Annotated in this window: 23 protein-coding genes; all 23 read right to left on the reverse strand. The window is 44.8% G+C overall.

The window, feature by feature from the left end:
- Positions 1–51: 51 nt before the first annotated feature.
- Complete coding sequence (locus tag NSU15_RS20530; protein ID WP_339287418.1) at positions 52–855, reverse strand: protein-glutamate O-methyltransferase CheR; 804 nt, start codon at positions 853–855, stop codon at positions 52–54.
- 27 nt (positions 856–882) lie between these two features.
- Positions 883–1,326, reverse strand: a complete 444-nt coding sequence (gene ndk, locus NSU15_RS20535) for a nucleoside-diphosphate kinase (RefSeq protein WP_339287419.1) — start codon at positions 1,324–1,326, stop codon at positions 883–885.
- A 99-nt stretch (positions 1,327–1,425) separates the two neighbouring features.
- Positions 1,426–2,394, reverse strand: a complete 969-nt coding sequence (locus tag NSU15_RS20540; protein WP_339287420.1) for a polyprenyl synthetase family protein — start codon at positions 2,392–2,394, stop codon at positions 1,426–1,428.
- The gene (locus NSU15_RS20545; protein ID WP_339287421.1) at positions 2,391–3,251 is read right to left on the reverse strand and encodes a menaquinone biosynthesis protein; all 861 of its coding nucleotides are present in this window, start codon (positions 3,249–3,251) and stop codon (positions 2,391–2,393) included. Before NSU15_RS20545 ends, NSU15_RS20540 begins: the two co-directional genes overlap by 4 nt.
- A 3-nt stretch (positions 3,252–3,254) precedes the next feature.
- Complete coding sequence (locus tag NSU15_RS20550) at positions 3,255–3,857, reverse strand: flavin prenyltransferase UbiX (protein WP_042129573.1); 603 nt, start codon at positions 3,855–3,857, stop codon at positions 3,255–3,257.
- The gene (locus NSU15_RS20555; protein ID WP_042129574.1) at positions 3,854–4,729 is read right to left on the reverse strand and encodes a UbiA-like polyprenyltransferase; all 876 of its coding nucleotides are present in this window, start codon (positions 4,727–4,729) and stop codon (positions 3,854–3,856) included. Before NSU15_RS20555 ends, NSU15_RS20550 begins: the two co-directional genes overlap by 4 nt.
- Positions 4,722–5,474 carry a demethylmenaquinone methyltransferase gene (locus tag NSU15_RS20560; protein ID WP_139328547.1) on the reverse strand — a complete coding sequence of 251 codons (753 nt, stop codon included), beginning with the start codon at positions 5,472–5,474 and terminating at the stop codon, positions 4,722–4,724. Before NSU15_RS20560 ends, NSU15_RS20555 begins: the two co-directional genes overlap by 8 nt.
- Positions 5,475–5,477: 3 nt before the next feature.
- Positions 5,478–6,371, reverse strand: coding sequence for a heptaprenyl diphosphate synthase component 1 (locus NSU15_RS20565; protein ID WP_339287422.1), 894 nt, complete (start codon positions 6,369–6,371; stop codon positions 5,478–5,480).
- A 90-nt stretch (positions 6,372–6,461) separates the two neighbouring features.
- A complete protein-coding gene (locus NSU15_RS20570) occupies positions 6,462–7,004 on the reverse strand; it encodes a hypothetical protein (RefSeq protein ID WP_042129578.1) in 543 nt (180 codons plus the stop codon).
- Between the two features lie 93 nt (positions 7,005–7,097).
- Complete coding sequence (mtrB, locus tag NSU15_RS20575; RefSeq protein WP_042129580.1) at positions 7,098–7,346, reverse strand: trp RNA-binding attenuation protein MtrB; 249 nt, start codon at positions 7,344–7,346, stop codon at positions 7,098–7,100.
- 117 nt (positions 7,347–7,463) lie between these two features.
- On the reverse strand, positions 7,464–7,736 hold the full coding sequence (locus NSU15_RS20580) for an HU family DNA-binding protein (RefSeq protein WP_036676223.1): 273 nt from the start codon (positions 7,734–7,736) through the stop codon (positions 7,464–7,466).
- Between the two features lie 376 nt (positions 7,737–8,112).
- On the reverse strand, positions 8,113–9,591 hold the full coding sequence (gene spoIVA, locus NSU15_RS20585) for a stage IV sporulation protein A (protein WP_042129583.1): 1,479 nt from the start codon (positions 9,589–9,591) through the stop codon (positions 8,113–8,115).
- Positions 9,592–10,123: 532 nt separating this feature from the next.
- Positions 10,124–10,867 carry a hypothetical protein gene (locus tag NSU15_RS20590; protein ID WP_339287423.1) on the reverse strand — a complete coding sequence of 248 codons (744 nt, stop codon included), beginning with the start codon at positions 10,865–10,867 and terminating at the stop codon, positions 10,124–10,126.
- A gap of 30 nt (positions 10,868–10,897) precedes the next feature.
- Entirely contained in the window at positions 10,898–11,266 is a 369-nt protein-coding gene (locus NSU15_RS20595) for a 2Fe-2S iron-sulfur cluster-binding protein (RefSeq protein ID WP_042129587.1), read from the reverse strand.
- A 34-nt stretch (positions 11,267–11,300) separates the two neighbouring features.
- On the reverse strand, positions 11,301–11,480 hold the full coding sequence (locus NSU15_RS20600; RefSeq protein WP_042129589.1) for a DUF2768 family protein: 180 nt from the start codon (positions 11,478–11,480) through the stop codon (positions 11,301–11,303).
- A 199-nt stretch (positions 11,481–11,679) separates the two neighbouring features.
- The gene (locus NSU15_RS20605; RefSeq protein ID WP_042129590.1) at positions 11,680–11,955 is read right to left on the reverse strand and encodes a stage VI sporulation protein F; all 276 of its coding nucleotides are present in this window, start codon (positions 11,953–11,955) and stop codon (positions 11,680–11,682) included.
- 66 nt (positions 11,956–12,021) lie between these two features.
- A complete protein-coding gene (locus NSU15_RS20610) occupies positions 12,022–13,062 on the reverse strand; it encodes an NAD(P)H-dependent glycerol-3-phosphate dehydrogenase (RefSeq protein WP_042129591.1) in 1,041 nt (346 codons plus the stop codon).
- On the reverse strand, positions 13,055–13,672 hold the full coding sequence (gene plsY, locus NSU15_RS20615) for a glycerol-3-phosphate 1-O-acyltransferase PlsY (protein ID WP_339287424.1): 618 nt from the start codon (positions 13,670–13,672) through the stop codon (positions 13,055–13,057). The genes NSU15_RS20610 and plsY overlap by 8 nt, the downstream gene beginning before the upstream one ends.
- Before the next feature lie 12 nt (positions 13,673–13,684).
- On the reverse strand, positions 13,685–15,010 hold the full coding sequence (gene der / locus NSU15_RS20620; RefSeq protein ID WP_042129594.1) for a ribosome biogenesis GTPase Der: 1,326 nt from the start codon (positions 15,008–15,010) through the stop codon (positions 13,685–13,687).
- Positions 15,011–15,179: 169 nt separating this feature from the next.
- On the reverse strand, positions 15,180–16,502 hold the full coding sequence (gene rpsA / locus NSU15_RS20625) for a 30S ribosomal protein S1 (protein WP_256716304.1): 1,323 nt from the start codon (positions 16,500–16,502) through the stop codon (positions 15,180–15,182).
- Between the two features lie 175 nt (positions 16,503–16,677).
- A complete protein-coding gene (locus NSU15_RS20630) occupies positions 16,678–17,265 on the reverse strand; it encodes a lysophospholipid acyltransferase family protein (protein WP_042129595.1) in 588 nt (195 codons plus the stop codon).
- Entirely contained in the window at positions 17,262–17,972 is a 711-nt protein-coding gene (gene cmk / locus NSU15_RS20635) for a (d)CMP kinase (RefSeq protein ID WP_231573844.1), read from the reverse strand. Before cmk ends, NSU15_RS20630 begins: the two co-directional genes overlap by 4 nt.
- A 207-nt stretch (positions 17,973–18,179) precedes the next feature.
- On the reverse strand, positions 18,180–18,833 hold the full coding sequence (locus tag NSU15_RS20640; protein ID WP_076119780.1) for a flagellar brake domain-containing protein: 654 nt from the start codon (positions 18,831–18,833) through the stop codon (positions 18,180–18,182).
- Positions 18,834–18,885: the final 52 nt, after the last annotated feature.

Here is an 18,885-nt window from a genome sequence, read left to right on the forward strand (position 1 = left end):
CGATAGCGAAAGTATACCTAAAATGTACACAGACGAAGGAGCAAGAAGTATTTATTTTTTACGATAGAAAAAGGTTTCCGTCGATTCAAAGCCATATTGCGCTGGGGTGAAGATCTGCTCTGTACTACCTACAAACAAATACCCGCCTGGACGTAAACTAGCCGAGAACTTATTGTAGAGCTTATTCTTCGCCTCTTCAGTAAAATAGATCATTACATTGCGACAAATGATAAGATCAAAACCCTCATCGAACTTGTCCAGCAGTAGGTTCTGTTTACGGAAATCTATGTTTTTCTTAAGCGTGTCGCTAACTTTGAATAAATGACCCTCGGGTTTAAAATAACGAGCAGCAACATCCTTAGGCACATCCTTTAAAGAACGTTCCAGATACAAACCTTGCTTTGCTTTGGAAAGCGCACCGTCGTCAATATCCGTAGCCAGAATGCCAGTCTGTCCCAATAAATTCTTATCCGATAAAATCATAGCCAGCGTATAGGGTTCTTCTCCAGTGGAACATGCAGCGCTCCACAGTTTCAATCTGCGACCAGATTGTTGTATGTCAGGAAGAATGATATCTCGCAGTACTTCCCACCGATTCGGATTCCGCCAAAACTCGGAGACATTAATCGTCATTCGGTCCAAAAATTCATAAAATAATTCCTTGTCCTTCATCATTGCGGCAAAAAAATCACTAAAGGTTTGATATCCATTCTTCACACGAAGAGTCGTTAAACGCCGCTTCATCTGCGCTTCTTTATACTGAGCCAGATCAATTCCGGTGCTTTGCTTAACATGATGAATAAACCCGATGTAATCTGAATCTGCTGTTAATGCTGCAACATTACGATCAGACATGTTAATCCCCCGCCTCCCGCTTGGCTCCTACATCCAGACTGCGATCTCTTTGGTATAAAGATTCAATTCATCTGGAGTAAAGAAATTAGCAATTTCTCTTTCTGCACTTTCAGGCGAGTCTGATCCATGAATTAAATTAAGAGGTGTATGGCTGGCAAAATCGCCTCGAATCGTACCCGGCAATGCTTCTCCAACCTTAGTCTTACCAATGAGCGTACGGGATAATGCTACAACATCATCACCTTCCCATACCATTGCAAACACTGGACCTGAAGTTATAAAAGAAACCAACTCTGAAAAAAAGTCTTTGCCAGCATGCTCCGCATAATGTCTTTTTGCTTGGTCTTCACTAACTGTAATCAGCTTTGCAGCGACCAGCTTAAAGCCCTTATCTTCAAAGCGTGAGACAATACGCCCAATTAATCCACGTTGTACTCCATCCGGTTTGACCATCAGATACGTCTTTTCCATAGAGGCACTCTCCAATTTCCCATTAGTTGGGTTGTTTTGACGCTATCTTAACAGAAACCGAGCTTTCTGGAAACGTTTAATTTCATGATCACCAAAATACTAATAAGCTCTACCTGTTACAAAAAAGGCAATATCGCGCAGATTACGCTTAGTCTTGTTGTTAGGCAACTGATCTAGTGCAGCAAGTGCCTTCGCGATATATCGCGAAGCCAGCTCCTCGGAACGGACAATTCCGTCTCCAGAAAGAATAAGATCAATAGCACGCCCTACTGTGCTGTGCCCTTCACGAATAGACTTCAACTCCTCAAGAAGCGGAGCTCGCAATCTTTCATCCTCCAGGCTATAAATGACAGGAAGGGTGATGTTCCCTTGCCGCATATCACTTCCTGGAGGTTTACCGATTTGCTTTTCGGTGCCTGAGAGGTCAAGTAAATCATCACGAATCTGGAAAGCCATCCCTACATTGTATCCATAATTATAAAGTAGACGAGCCACCTCTGGTTCAGCATCAGCAGCAAGTGCACCTAATTGGCAACTGACTGCAATCAACAGCGCTGTTTTACGGCGAATCCGCCGCAGGTAATGACGCACACTTTGCTCACTGTTGAAGAAGTCACGAATCTGCTCCATCTCACCGATCGACATTTCAATCATGGCTTTAGACAAAATCTGATGAATTCGCGGATTCTTTAGTTCCGTCGTCATCACCAGCGCTTTCGCATATATGTAGTCACCAGTGTACATGGCAATTTTATCGCCCCATTTGGCCTTTACAGTAAGTTCACCTCGGCGGAGCTCTGCATCGTCGATGACATCATCGTGAACAAGTGATGCGCTATGAATTAGTTCCAGCGGAATCGCCACACGCTTCAGCTTCTCTAGATCATACTTGCCAAACTTTCCTCCCATTAAGACAAATACAGGGCGCAATCTTTTACCGCCAGCTTTTAATAAATGCAGGGAAGTCTCGGTTAGCAGGTCGTCATCACCCTGTACGCTACGATACAACTCTTTTTCAATCTGATCCATGTCTCTGTTCAGTAATCCGAATATTTGCAGTCGTTTCATTCCTTCACCCGTGTCAACAGTTTATGACTCCAAATCTCCATCTTCACTGCCTGCGGCAGCAGACCCATCTCATAGGCATAGCGGAAATAGAGGTTCAGACCTTTCTGCTGCCTTTCTCCAAAATCATAGCATAAATTGCGAAAGTACCCTTCCCAATAAGACTTAGTACCTCCAATTGTCGTACAGGCTGCAAGTACAATAGGATCTAAATCACTTAACCCCCGGAGCTTACTCTCAGCAAAAGCTTCTGCAATCTCAGCTATGGCTTCCGGTTTGTCCTTCGCTGCCTTTCGATTCACTGCCCAGACCGCAAAGGTCATCCCTAAGCCCGTCCATTCTTTCCAAAGCTCTGCTAAATCCGTTACGATATAACCTTGATCCTGCCAAGAGGCTTTAATCGCATGATCACCAATGAGTAAACAGGCATCTGCTTGATGCATCATGGCATCCAAATCAGGATTAGCACTAATATATTCTGGTTTATTGCCAAAAGCTTTTTCCATTAAAATTTTCAGCAAGTTAACCGATGTTGCAGAAGTGTTCGTAACAGCAATCGTACCTGAACCTATCTGTGCAAGAGGCACCCGAGAAAAAAGAAATATTGACCTCACCGGACCGTCCGCACTTACCGATAAATCAGGTAGCAGCAATAACTTCTCACTGGCTTCAGCATAAGCAAAAGAGGATAACGCACCTACATGAATCGTCCCGCGACTCATCCCCTGATTAAGAATGGCAGGTACTTCACTCACCATCTCTGCAGGATATTTCAATGCAGAGGGATGAAAATTGTGAAATACCGGCCATGAGTTGGTATAGCTGATTTTGCCGATGATGGTGTGGCTGTTATTCTCCATTCTTCAATCCCCCCATCTGCGAAATAATTGATGTTCAATATTAAAGCTGTCAAGCACTTTACCCACCATGAAATTAATCAGATCATCCATACTTTGCGGCCCAAAGTAAAAAGCCGGCATTGCCGGAATGATCCGAACCCCCAGACGGGACAGCTTCAACATATTCTCTAGATGAATAGCATGCAGAGGTGTCTCACGAGGTACAAGGACCAGCGGACGTCCTTCCTTAAGCATAACATCAGCAGCACGAGTCATCAGATTATCTGAAGTCCCATTAGCAACTGCTGACAATGTTCCCATGGAACAAGGCATTATAATCATCCCTTCTACACGAAAGGAACCACTTGCGATCGTTGCGCCGATATCAGCGACAGGATGATAAAGTAGAGAACCGGGATAGCCCTTGAACTTTTCGTTCAAAAAGCCTTCCCGGTCTGATGCGATATAACCTAGTTCTTCTTTAAATACGCGCCAGCCCGCATTGCTTACTACCAAATGCACGGAGTAGCCTAGCGATAACAACGTTTCGATCAGACGAATACCATAAATAGCACCGCTTGCCCCTGTAATTCCTACCACGAAGTTTTTCGGTTTAGTAAGCGTCATTTTTTGAAATGCACCACCAAGTCAATCAAAGTGAAAGAGAACACCACGATGCTCAGTACGCCGTTCATAGTGAAAAAAGCGGTTTGCAAACGACTAAGATCACTAGGGGATACAATATAATGCTCATAAAAAAGAATAATATAAGCAAGGATCATACCTGCCACATACCACCAGCTTAAATCCGTCAAAAACAACAGCGATACGAATCCAATCGCCGTGAGAATGTGAAATACGCGAGCAATAACGAGCGCACCTTGAACCCCAAACCGCACTGGAATGGAGTTTAAGCCCTCTTTAATATCAAACTCAACATCCTGACAAGAGTATATAACATCAAAACCAGCAGTCCAAAACACAATTGTGAAGTAAAATACCATTGAAGTCCAATTCACACTTCCGGTCACTGCTACCCATCCGCCCAGAGGTGCAAGCGCAATGGTGAGGCCGAGGATAAGATGGCATGCCCATGTAAAGCGCTTAGTGAATGAATAAATGACAAGAAAGAATACAGCGATAGGTAAAAGCTTAGCTGACAAAGGGTTCAACTTAAAGGCTGCCCAAAAGAGTAAGAAAAACGAAATGCCGATAAAAATGACAACTTCACCGATCTTGAGTAGCCCTGCAGGAATCGCTCTTCCGGCTGTCCGCGGATTCTTGGCATCACTAATTCGGTCAATCAATCGATTCAACCCCATAGCTGCACTACGTGCTCCAAACATGGCGATTATAATCCAGCCTATTTGGCTCCAGGACGGGAGACTATCATTCATGACAACAGATCCCAGTAAAGCCCCCATAAAGGCAAATGGTAAAGCAAATACCGTATGTTCAAACTTAATCATTTGCAAAAAGATACCGATTTTCTTAAACATTTCCGTTCTCCTTGAGCCCAATATGTAATGCCGCGATGCCTCCGGTCAAGGGGAAGGATTCCACTTTTTGAAGTCCGGTTTCACGGAAAATAGTGGCTAGCTGCTCCCGGTCAGGGAACAATGCCAGTGACTCTGGCAGCCATTTGTATTGCTCGTACCTTTTCGCGAATAGCTTACCAAGCAGTGGGAGTACACGCTGGAAATAGAAGAAATATACGCCTTTAAACGGCTGTTTCATCGGCTTCGATAGCTCCAAACACACAACCATTCCACCAGGTTTTACTACCCGCTTCATTTCGTTAAGCACTTGAACAGGATCTGGCACATTGCGTAGACCGAATCCAATCGTTGCATAATCAAATGCATTATCTTCAAAAGGTAACTCCATAGCATTGCCTTGCACCAGCGAAATACGGTTCTGAAGCTTGCGCTCTTCAACCTTACGGCGTCCGACTTCAAGCATGCCGGCACTAAAATCCAGTCCGATTACATTGCCAGTCTGCGAGGCTTCCGCCAAAGCGATGCTCCAATCACAGGTTCCGCAACATAGGTCAACGGCGGAATCCCCACGCTTCATCCCCATCTTCTTCATCGTGAATTTACGCCAAGCCTTGTGGCGGCGAAAGCTTAGGATGTCATTCATTAAATCGTATTTTCCAGCAATACTCTCAAACACGGAATGCACAAACTGCTCTTTTGGTTTGCTGTTGTCACCCACAGCAGTTGTCGTCTTTTCCATAGTCATCCATTAACCCTCCACGGCTGCTTGTCCTGTGACCTTCATCTGCAGAAGAAAACGATCCAGCGCGATCTCTAGCTCTCTAAGCAAACTCTCGTCTTTAACACTTTGCAATAGTCCCTGAATAGACTGAAGCGATTGATGCAGCTTGTCTGTCAGTTGAGAATCACATTTATATTTCATTTTCAGCTTCTTCCATTCCTTCTGATCAAGGTTCCGGTCTTGAAGCTGCTTGCATTCTTCCTCCGTTGCAGTCTCCATCATCTTCCAATAGCAATAGCCATTCCCTGCATTTGCAGGATCATCACTACGGGAAAGCTCGAGAGCAACGGTCTCGCATTGACTGAATTCTGCCAGCAGTTTCTCCCACAGCTCCACTACAGAGTTCTCAATCAAAGGCGTAAAAGAAAGGAACAGCCGCATATTCAGCTGTACCATATGCCGCAAGTATTGTTCAGCCGAAAGGCGTATGCCTCTCATTTTCACATAGAGATTCGCTTTCAAGACATTGAAATCTGCAATTGCCTTGCTCAAGATTCCAATCATCTCGATCTGATCACTCTTTGCAAGCAAATGGTAAAACCAGCTACTGAAGTAATCACCAGCTAGCACCTTCAATTGACGGGAACGCATAGGATCTCCCCCCCGTCTATCGTTTGAACGGTCAATTACCTCATGAGTGTCCAGTCCCAGTTGAACAAGCGCTGTCACAAGCGTGTACAACTCTCCGGCACTACCTTTTGCAGAAGAAGCGTGATTCAGAAAAATATATAACAAATGACCCCGGCCATCAGAAAACGGCGGCAATTCCGTATGCTTCTGAATCATGTCGTAGTCTGTGTAGGGTTTAGCCAGTTGCGGTATGCAGTACGGTTTCATTTCAGCCTCCGAAGCCATTGACATAATAATAATTCGTTTGTTCACAATCTTGTCTATTATATCACATGTTTTTTTGTCACGCACTGTGATACGTCTGAGTTTCTTTTAATCCATTCATGGATAAATGAACTGTTTCTTCCAGAGCTCGGTTTCACTAATGCGGAAGCCCGTTTTGAGACGATCCGATATAGGAAGATTCCCCCTAGACTGGAGTTCATCTTGCAGCGCATAAGACCACTCCGAACGTCTGATATCTCCAGCTAACAACAGTCGTCGGCTACCAAGCCATTTATCCTCTACGACAATGCGAAGTAAAAGCTGATTCACATTCGAAGTTTCTTGAATAGCAAAGGAAATGGCCTGAGCCATATTTTGATAGAGTTCCTCAGGTTCATGATCGTTCCCGCTCACTTTTAGATCCAGTGACAGAACATGATCTTCCCAGCCTACGCTATCTATGGATAAGGTCAACGGAAGAGCGCCCATAATATCAACAAGATTGTCATTGCCCAGCACTGTGTTATGGCTGCCAGTAAAAGTCTCCACTGTTCCATTTCTCTGCTGTACGGATGAGTCTAAGTCTGCCAGTTTCGGCAAAATAATAGCAGAGGTCGCAGTCAAGAGTAATACAGCACCGACCAACCAGGCTTTGTTCATGGACACGCCCCCTTATCCATAGTACCCACTTTTATGCGGATATGATCATTCACCCTTACTATATTTTGAAAAAAAGCAGGCTATGCCTGCTTTTCAGCTTTCACTTTCCAATTGTCCATGTTTCGTTAAAATTTCAGCTTTACCGCGGATTTTCATAGCTGAGGTATGATCGGTAAATTGGGCAATCAACACCTCACCCTTGTCTAGCTTCTCTGTATGATGAAAGCGTGTATCCGTACCTCTAGTTAGACCAATCACTTGAACGCCGTTCTCTTTAGCCTTAACCACAATATAGTCGCTGCCTGTCGGAAGCGGATTTTCATTCGTCTTTTTATCCGTCATTGCTGATCCTCCTCTAACCCTAATGTACAGCCCATGATATCCGAAAAAACAAATGCCGCCTTGGAGGGCGGCATAGTTGTTACTTAAAAAGACTATGGGATTGATATGTAGAAATCTTTATTTGATTCCGTCTTTCAGCGCCTTACCAGGTTTGAAAGCTGGCACCTTGCTTGCAGGAATTTCGATTTCTTCACCAGTTTGTGGGTTACGGCCTTTACGTGCGGAACGTTCGCGCACTTCAAAGTTTCCGAATCCAACCAGTTGTACTTTGTCACCGCTTTGCAGTGCTTCTGTAATTGCTTCGAAAACCGCATCTACAGCTTTAGTAGCATCCTTCTTGGGAAGTTCAGTTGCTTCTGTAACTACATTGATCAAATCAGATTTATTCATGTTTTCTCACCTCCCTGAGTAAATTTCCGGTATCATACACTGTTTCCGTTTCAACGTAAAATATACGTGATAATCCCGTTTATTACTGATCACTGGCGCCCATAGACCTTGAAGCGCAACAAACTTATAGTAATACAGCCCATCCATAAATTCAAGCAGTAAGACAAAAAAGGAGTAGAAATTATCATCTATGCTTGCGTAATTATCTAATTTCTATCTAATTTTATAGACCTATAAGACCAGGATAATTCTGCTTTTCCGCATAAAAATTGAGTCAGATTCACCGTTATTATAGGAACTAGGAATCAAGTTTCGTTATTTTTACACATAAAAAGAGTGGGATCTCTCCCACTCTTCCAATCCGCTTAAATTCAGGTTAGAGAATAATTGCAATAAGTCCGCCTGAGCCCTCATTGATGATCCGACCAAGCGTTTCTTGCAATTTGTAGCGCGCATTATCCGGCATCATTGCAATTTTGCCTTGAATACCTTCCCTTACAATGGAATGCAAGGAGCGCCCAAAAATATCGGATTCCCAAATCTTGATCGGGTCGTTCTCGAAATCCTGCATCAGATAACGAACCAACTCTTCGCTCTGCTTCTCTGTTCCAATGATTGGTGAGAACTCAGATTCAACATCAACACGAATCATATGAATAGATGGTGCAGTAGCCTTTAAACGAACCCCAAAGCGAGAGCCTTGACGAATCAGCTCAGGTTCATCAAGAGCCATTTCAGCTAACGAAGGAGCAGCGATACCATATCCGGTAGTTTTGACCATTTCTAAAGCTTCCGAGAAGCGGTCGTACTCCCTTTTTGCATGAGAGAATTCCTGCATCAGCTGGAGTAAGTGATCCTTGCCGCGGATTTCAACCCCCACTACCTCCATCAGAACTTGGTCGTACAGCTCTTCTGGGGCATACAGGTCGATCTCTGCTACACCCTGACCCATGTTCATACCACTTAGGCCAGCTTTATCGATAAAATCATACTCAGTGAACTGAGATACTAGGCGGTCAACATCCCGCAAACGGCGAATATCTTTTACCGTATCGCGAACGGAGTTCTCATAGCTACTACGCAGCCAGTGATTCTCTCCAAGCACCATAACCCAGCTTGGCAAGTTTACGTTCACTTCATGTACTGGGAATTCGTACAACACCTCACGAAGTACACCGGTTACATCCTCTTCAGTCATGTTTGCCGCGCTAAGCGTCATAACAGGGATATCGTATTTGATGGCTAGCTCGCTGCGGAGCTGCTGCGCTTCCTCACTGCGTGGCCGAGTGGAGTTTATGACCAGTACAAATGGCTTACCCACTTCCTTCAGCTCTGCAATGACACGCTCTTCAGAGTCCACGTACGAGTTCCGCGGAATTTCTGCAATCGTACCATCTGTTGTTACTACAACACCAAGCGTTGAATGCTCCTGGATGACCTTACGTGTTCCGATCTCTGCCGCTTCCTGAAAAGGAATTGGCTCCTCAAACCAAGGAGTAGAGATCATTCGTGGTCCATTCTCATCCTCATAGCCCTTAGCGCCTTCTACAGCGTAGCCCACACAGTCTACCAGTCGAACGTTAACCTCAAGCCCTTCCGCAACCTTGATTTGGACTGCGTTGTTAGGCACGAACTTAGGTTCAGTGGTCATAATTGTTTTGCCTGCTGCGCTTTGCGGAAGCTCATCCACAGCTCTTACCCGATCTGCCTCATTCGTGATGTTCGGCAGGACGATTGTTTCCATGAAGCGCTTGATAAATGTCGATTTCCCCGTGCGAACCGCGCCGACGACGCCAAGATAAATGTCTCCGCCGGTACGCTCGGCAATGTCCTTGAAAATATCCACTTTTTCCAAAAGAGATCCCCTCCTCATATTACTCCGAAGAAAAAATGCCTGAAGAGCATCGACTTCGCGTTCCGCCGGTAATCTGACCCTTGCAGGACATCAACCGGACTTATCGTATGCCCGCCCGAAGCCTAGCTGCTTTCGACCGGGACGTACTTGCCCCGCGCTAAACTCCGAATGCTCGGACATGCATTTGGACTAGTATCATCATATGTATCCGGAACGAATTTATGACCCATAATCGCGCATTTTGCAATGTAATTTCTAAAAAAATTAGTTGTGCGCGCCGCAAGGCGTCTGACGCCCGGAAGCTTTCTCATCCATCATATGAGATAGGATTCATTGATAGAACAGCTATTTTAAGCAAGCGAAAACGCCTTCGATGTCCCTAAAGGACGCTAAGCGTTTATGGGAGAATTATAAGGATAATGTATACGTGAAACTTATACTTTTTATATAAAAAAAAGAACTTCCCCCTCGGCCTGAAACCGATGTTTGGGGAAGCTCTTCTTCTAAATGGCAGTATTTTATGTACACTTAACTAGGAGGCTTGCGGAATCGGCTGATTGTTAATCCATAAATACGGCAAAGACTTCACGGGCACGTAATAGGATGCCTCCTCCAGATCTAGTCGCAAATCTTTTTTCTCGTCATGTTCTCCACCATTCTTATCGATGGCAGCCATTATATCAAAAACATAATCTACGTAGACCGTACCAGTCTTATCCATGATGAAATCAAGAACCTGGCCGGAATAGACACTAGTTAATGATATGGAGCTCGTTCCTGCCTTCTTATGATCAATGGTGTACAGTCCAGGATAAAGCTCATCAAGCATAGGTAGAGAGCCGTCATGAGCTGATTTATAACGATTAATCTGTCGCTGCACATCATTAACCTTTTGAACGGTAACAAGGTCCATTACCTTAACTACTGGATCAATTTCCTCATTCAAAATTAGAAAATAAGCACTTCCTCCCTGTTCAAAAGCCGTTGCAGGAATATCATCCAAATATCCCTTATTGTTAAGCTTGCCCAGGTCTATACGGAACTTCTCATATCTTGGAGTAGTTTCATCCGCATTAAGAATCGGAAGCACACCTTCCTCCTGCTGATAATCATCCACGGCTGCTTGTATCCGTTTAACACTTTCTCGATAATTAACACTAGCTCGTTTCTCTTCTCCAGGATACAGACAACCCGAAAGTGTAAGAGTAATCGACATTACTACTAGACAAAGTCTTGCTCCTGCCTTTAGTTTCTTCTTCCTTCGTATAAACTCCAACCGAGTCCCTCCCACGGTGAAAATCTGACACTACCACAGTTCATCTTCTTCCCCACGCCGCGCTGCTTCAAGCTTACGGCGCACAGCAGCCTTAAGTGGATCTTCTGGTACCTGAACGGTCACATCGCCCCATACGGCAGCCTGACAGGCCAGACGCATTCCTTCTTCTAACGCAGTTCCAAGCTTACGCCGTTCAACATCTCCAGGTGGTCTAACCGCTGAGGCCTCTTCATCTGCAATATTAACTTTGCACATCAGGCAGCCTGCTTTGCCTCCACAGCGAGTGGTTATCGTTACTCCGGCTTTACGAGCTGCCTCCAGTACGGAGATACCGCGATTCACGACAGCTTTACGACCTTCAGGTTGAAATACGACGGTGACGCCATTTTGCGGTTTCATGATGTTACTTCCTTCCTTATCGCTATGTAACTGCTTACATAATCGAAACAACTCCGCCCAAGAGGCCAACTAACATGATGACAAACGCTAGGATAGATAGCAGTGCTTTAAGCAGCCCCTTTGTTTTGCTCCGAGCAAACGTTATTAGAAACACAGACAGTCCCATAATCAGCATTGCAATCAGGGACAACCACATTTTTGTCATCGGATCCAAGGTCAAAGCCCCCATTCGCCTGTAATATATTAGGGACTATTATATCATGACCTTATCCTATTCTGTAAAAAAACATCATTTTTTATATATTATTATTTAGATAATTTTGTTTGTGATAGTTTTCCAATCAATACAAAAAAAGAGCAAAAGATAACAGAATCTGTATGGATTCCGAATCTTTTGCTCACCCAACCTAAAGCTATTTTTTAAGCATCATTTTCATTAAAGACTCCATTGTGCCGGTACCTGCGCCGCCTTTTTTGACGGCATTGATAATTTCCTGCACAGTAGCTTCACTGACCGGCACTTTAGCCATCGATGACACCTGCTTAATTAACTGGCGGAGCTGGGCTTCATTCTGCGTAGTTCCTGGTTTGACCGTACTGGCTAGCTTTTTGACGGCACTTTCCGTAATGTTCTTGCCCGCCTTTTTATTAATGGCGTTCAATGCATCCTTGGAAAAATCTCTGCTCACTTTTCATCCCTCCTCCGTCAATCCCCAATACAACATATGAGAATTCGCGGAAAAAGGTGAACAGGATCAGGAATGCCACTGCTCCCAAGTTTCCTGAGATATCGCCTCAAGCTCAGGTTTACGATCACGGCCCATCAGAGCTTCGACAGCACTACGTGGACTTCTGCCTTTAAAAAGCACATGATAAATTTGATCTGTAATGGGCATTTGGACACCTAGTTTGATGGAAATGGCATAAGCTGCCTCTGTGGTACGAATACCTTCGACAACCATCCCCATTGACTCCAGCACCTCATCCAATGGTTTCCCTTGCCCGAGCATAAAGCCTGCACGCCAGTTACGGCTGTGCTGGCTGGTAGCAGTCACTACAAGATCCCCGATACCTGCAAGCCCTGCAAAGGTCAAAGGATTCGCTCCAAGCTCAACGCCCACCCGAGAAATCTCGGCCAGTCCACGTGTCAGAAGCGCCGCCTTAGCGTTATCCCCAAATCCAAGACCATCGGATAGACCTGCACCGAGTGCAATAATATTCTTTAGTGCACCAGCAAGCTCTACCCCTACCTGATCGCGGTTCGTATATACACGAAAATCATTGTTAATGAACAATTCCTGTGCTTCTGCGGTACGCTTATCATCAGGTGAAGCCACAACAACCGTAGTAGGACATAGGCGCACTACTTCCTCTGCATGACTCGGTCCGGAGAGAACGACAATCTGCCCTTCGTTACAGCCGAGCTCCTCAGCAATAACGATGGACATCCGTTTCTTACTTTCAGTCTCAAAGCCCTTCGTAGCATGAACGCATAGCATATCATCCTTCCAGAACGGCTTCAGACTGCGAGCAACCTGCCGCATACCTGAAGATGGGGCCACAATAACAACTGCTTTAGAACCGGAAACTGCGGTCTCCATATCAGTGGTTGCAATGATGTTTGCGGGCAGGGAAATCCCCGGTAAATACTTATTATTCATATGAGAGCCATTGATCTCGGCAGCTTGATCAGAGTTACGTGTCCACAGATAAACTTCCGAGTGATTAGCAGCCAGCACACTTGCCAGCGCAGTTCCCCAGCTCCCCGCTACTAGTACGGTTACTTTATCAGACAACACGATTCCCTCCTTTTACTTTTGAGCCTATCTTATTCTCACGGCCCTCCACAATCTTAACAATATTCGTCCGGTGCCGCCAGAAGGCAAAAACCGCGATAATAATACTGGTCCAGAGCACTGGCTGGGTAAATCCTGTCAGCAATAGAAAGACCGGTGTCAGCGCGACAAAAATTAACGAGCCAAGTGATACGTAACGAGTGATAAAGATAGATCCTATGGCGATGACACCGGCGAGCAGCGCTGGCCACAAACACAATGTAGCCATAACGCCAATCGTAGTAGCGATGCCCTTCCCCCCACGGAAACGAAAGTAAAGCGGCCAGTTATGTCCAACAATGGCAGCGATTCCGCAAAGAGCAGCAACCCAGGTTCCCCAGCCACCTACCCAAGTTCCTAACCAAACAGCGGCAACACCCTTTAGCACATCCAGCACTAGCACAGATATCGCAGGACCTTTCCCCAATACACGTAGTGTATTGGTAGCCCCCGCATTGCCGCTTCCATATTGACGGATATCAATTCCCTTTAGCAGCTTGGCAAACAGCACACTAAAGCTGACAGAACCAAGCAAATAGCTTAAAACGATAACCAGAAGTTCAAGCGCCACACTTCTTCTCCCCTAACCTTCGTTTTCGGATTTGCGCCGTGTAAAGAGACGGATTGGCGTTCCCTCGAAATTAAACGCCGCACGGATTTTATTCTCCAAGTAACGTTCATAGGAGAAGTGCATCAGCGACGGGTCATTCACGAACACCACGATCGTCGGTGGCTTCACCGCAACCTGCGTTACGTAGTTAATACGCAAGCGACGGCCTTTGTCAGTTGGAGGAGGATTAATCGCAATAGCATCCGATACAACATCGTTCACCAGATGCGTAGTAATACGTAGTGCATGCTGTTGTGATACATGCTGCACCACAGGTAGCAGTTTCTGCAGGCGTTGTTTAGTCAAAGCCGACAAGAAGACAACCGGTGCGTAACTCATAAACAAGAAATGGTCACGAATCTTAGTCTCGAAGTTTTGCATAGTCTTGTCGTCTTTCTCAATAGCATCCCATTTGTTCACAACAAAAATTGATGCCTTACCTGCTTCATGTGCATAACCAGCAATATGCTTGTCCTGATCGATGATACCCTCTTCACCGTTAATTACAACGAGGACCACATCAGCCCGTTCAATCGCACGCATAGCACGCATAACACTGTATTTCTCAATGTTCTCATATACTTTACCTTTTTTGCGCATACCCGCAGTATCGATAAGTACATAACGTTGTCCATCACGTTCAAATGGTGTATCAATAGCATCTCGAGTAGTGCCTGCAATATCACTAACGATAACGCGTTCTTCACCCAGAATCGCATTAACCAGAGATGATTTACCTACATTCGGACGGCCAATCAATGCAACACGAATGACATCATCATCGTATTCATCATCTATTTTCTCTGGCAGACGTTCTACTACAGCGTCCAACAAATCACCGAGTCCTGTACCATGACTACCGGAAATCCCGATCGGATCTCCAAAGCCTAGGCTATAGAACTCATAAATATCATCTGCACGCTTCATATTATCCACTTTATTGATGGCAAGAACGATTGGTTTACCTGAACGGAACAGAATCTGAGCTACCTCTTCATCTGAATTCGTCACACCGCTCTTCGCCTCACACATAAATACAATAACATCCGCTTCTTCAATCGCCAGCTCCGCTTGAACGCGGATTGATTTTAGAATCGTGTCATCTCCATCAATTTCAATACCACCGGTATCAATCACACTGAACGACTTACCGTTCCAATCTGAAATACCATAAATCCGGTCACGTGTAATCCCCGGTTTATCTTCTACAATGGCCATTCTATCGCCAATCAGCCGATTAAAAATCGTCGATTTCCCGACGTTAGGCCTCCCAACGATTGCCACAACGGGTCTTGCCATATTCATTCCTCCTGTCATCCTTACGATACTCATCATAGCAAAAAACATTAAAATTGGCTAACACTCATGTTAGCTTTAATAAATCTTTCTGTTACCAGAAAAAGAGAATCGGCGAACCCCCGTATCGAGGGCTCGCCGATTACTTTACCCGTATATTCAAAAAGCAGGATTAGTTATTACCTTTGAATTTGTCCAACTTGTCACCAAAACGTTCAGCAAGAGTAAAGCTAAGGCCTTCGTTGCTTAAAGAAACGTTAGGGTTGTTCAATACTTCTTTAGGAGCTCTGTCTCTGCTGTTGCTGCGTTCAGGTCTAGCAGTAGGTGCTGGAGCTTCTTCTGTTTCTTTGATGCTTAGGCTAACACGTTTCTCGGATGGGTTGAAGTCAAGTACTTTCACTTGAACTTCTTGTCCTTCTTTCAATACTTCGTGTGGAGTAGCAATGTGTTTGTGGGAGATTTGTGAAATGTGCACAAGACCTTCCACCCCTGGAAGCAATTCAACGAATGCTCCGAAGTTCACAAGACGTTTTACAACGCCTGTTACAACATCACCGATGTTAATTTCGCCAGCAGCAGAGTCCCAAGGACCTGGAGCAGCAGCTTTGATACTCAAGCTGATTTTTCCTTTTTCAGGATCAACCTTAAGTACTTTAACACGTACTTTATCACCTTCGGAAACTACATCAGAAGGTTTCTCTACGTGATTCCAAGCGATTTCGGATACGTGTACAAGACCATCAACTCCACCAACATCAACAAATGCGCCGAATTGGGTTAGACGTTGTACAGTACCTTCAATGATTTGACCTTCAGACAGTTCAGCCATAATTTTGAGCTTGTTGGCTTCGAACTCTTCTTCAAGGACTTCTTTAGCGGACAGGATTACTTTGCTGTTCTCACGGTCAAGTTCTTTCACTTTAACGCGCAGGGTACGGCCTTTGTAATCACTGAAATCTTCAACGAAGTGACGCTCAACCATAGAAGCAGGGATAAATCCACGTGCTCCAACATCAGCAACTAGACCGCCTTTAACAACGTCAGCTACAGTAACTTCGAAAGCTTCTTGGGAAGCAAAGTATTTCTCAAGATCTTCCCATGATTTTTCGCTATCAACAGCACGTTTGGAAAGAACAAGGCTTTCTTTGTTGTCGTTGATGCTAACAACTTTACATTCTACTTCCTGTCCAACTTCTACTGCTGCTGCAGCGTTGTCCAGTTGTACTGCGGACAATTCGCGAATCGGAATCACGCCGTCGTATTTATATCCAATGCTTACATAAGCTTGGTTATCTTCGATTTTGACGATTGTTCCTTTCACGGTATCGCCTTTTTTCAAAGAAATGATTTCCAAGTCAGCTTGGTTAGTCACTTCTTCTTCGTTAACGGCAGCAACTTCTTCTACAGCTCCGTTATTTTCTGTCACAGCGGATTCCACCGCTTCTACGGTTTCATTACTCTCCGTAGTTTCCTGATTTTTAATTTCTTCAGACATGTGATTAGCCTCCTCGATTCAAAACCCCATTTATTTAAACCTGCGTATAGCAGAGTTCAAAACAAGCACTGCTTGGCATTACAAATTACACTTGAAGATAGTATGTTCCAAAAAATAGCGACTATGCCGTTATTTAATCGTAGTACTGGACGAAATTTATTATTTCGTTTATCCCTTAACTAACAGTTGGTATACCCGACTTCTTCATCTCGTTGATGCGTTCCATAATGACATCGGTAACAGCCTCGAGAGATTCACTTCCTGCACCGGCAAATTGACTGAGATCTATAGGAGCCCCATAGACAACAACCATCCGTCGAAAGGGTTTGTACTCACCGACAATAGCAGCTGGAACAACTGCAGCACCGCTTCGAAGTGCGAAGCTTGCAGCCCCTTTCTTGGCAACTCCGGCGTCAGAGTTACGCGTACCCTCCGGGAAGATACCCATGACATTACCACTACGAAGTGTGTTAAGGGCCGTTTTAATGGATTCTTTGCTTACGCCACCACGTTTGACCGGAAAAGCACCCAATTTGTTAATGAGCCAGCCAAGCACAGGAACCTCAAACAGTTCTGCCTTAGCCATATACTTTACCTGACGGTCTAGCTTAATCCCAATAGTCATCGGATCTAGCAAACTAATATGGTTGGCACAGAGCAGCACCCCGCCCTCCTTTGGCACATTCTCTTCCCCCACAATCTTAAGCGGGAAAACAATTGCGTAAATCAAGCGAAGCAATCCTCGGCAAAATACATAAATCATAAATGATTTCTCTCCCCGTCAACATGAGATCTGCAATGGGATACAATGGCCTCAACGACTTGATTGATATCCATATAGGTCGTGTCCAGAAGAATTGCATCTTCCGCACGGCGCAGCGGTGAAATCTCCCGTCCTTCATCCAGACGATCTCGCTGTGCAATATCATGTTCAAGCTGCTGAAGTGTCACCGATTCCGCGTCTCTCAATTCCTTATAACGACGGAGAGCTCTTTCTTCCACACTTGCCGTCATAAAAATCTTTACTTCGGCATCGGGCAGCACGGTTGTACCGATATCGCGGCCATCCATTACAACGCCTTTGCGAAGCGCCATCTGACGCTGCAAATGACTGAGTCTGGACCTTACACCTTCGATCTTCGAATACTGCGACACAAGGCCGCTAACCTGAAGACTCCGAATATGCGGCGTTACGTCTTCCCCATTAATCAGCACCTTTTGGATGTCTTTTTCCGGTATAAGCTCAATAACCATGTCGCGAACCTTCTGGTTCACTTGATTCTGATCTTCCGGCTCTATGCCTTCACGGATCATATACCAGGTGATTGCCCGGTACATTGCGCCTGTGTCGACATAAATATAAGACAGCTTCTGGGCTACCAATCGGGCTACAGTACTCTTGCCTGCCCCGGCAGGTCCGTCGATGGCGACGTTAATTCTGTCGTAAGTATGTGTACCCTGCCTATCCAACGGGGCATTCCTCCTCAAACACTCTTTCATAAGAAAAGCATCTAGCGATGTCAAGTTCGTTCCTGCAATATCAAGAAGCAAATACAATTGGATATGCTTGATGATATTATCAAGAAAAAAGCAGGCATTGCCTGCGACTTATAAAATTATACCACAGTTTATACGTCAGTGCAAAATCAGAACGCTTAATAGAGCTTAGAAAAATGCCTATCGGTTGCGGAAATCAAACTGACGTTCAAAGCAATAACGTATTATTTTCTGACGCTCATTATCTGTAATAGCCACAAATTTCACCATGGCCAATTGACGCCCATTTTCAAGCTTTTTAATTCGAACCACTTCACCCTCAAAATCCACATGCTCAATACTACCGTTTCTATACGGCACTAGAACCCAGCAGGACAATTTCGCCCCCACATCGAGCTTCACCTGGTTATCCACCAAGAAAGAGGTTCCTCCTCCACCAATATCATCTGTACGTACAAGGAATCTTTTACCAAGGTTATCCTTCACAGCTAATTCAAGATCTGCATTCACTCGAAAAAAGCTCCGTCTCTGAATTTTGAAAATTGAATCCGCCTCTGGTTTTTGGATCCGTACCATACGAATTACATCTTCTTTAAACCCGAGAACATGAGTATTAAAGTAATTCTTAATGCCGCCCTCAGTTATAAAGTAAACCGAAAGCTCGTCCCCCATAAAAAGTCGTTTTAGACGACCGTTACTCTCCTGCATAGGAATTTCAATCAGAAACGCGTCGTCTTCTGTCTCTGCAATTCTCGATCTATATTCAACTTCTGCTTCAGCAGCGTCACTGGAAGCAACCTGTATGTATAGATATTCATTAATTTTAGGATACAAAGATGTCACCGCCAAATCAGTATAGTTAACAATGATTATAGCATGGGAATAT

It is taken from the genome of Paenibacillus sp. FSL E2-0201 (genome assembly GCF_037963325.1).
Classification (GTDB): domain Bacteria; phylum Bacillota; class Bacilli; order Paenibacillales; family Paenibacillaceae; genus Paenibacillus_AQ.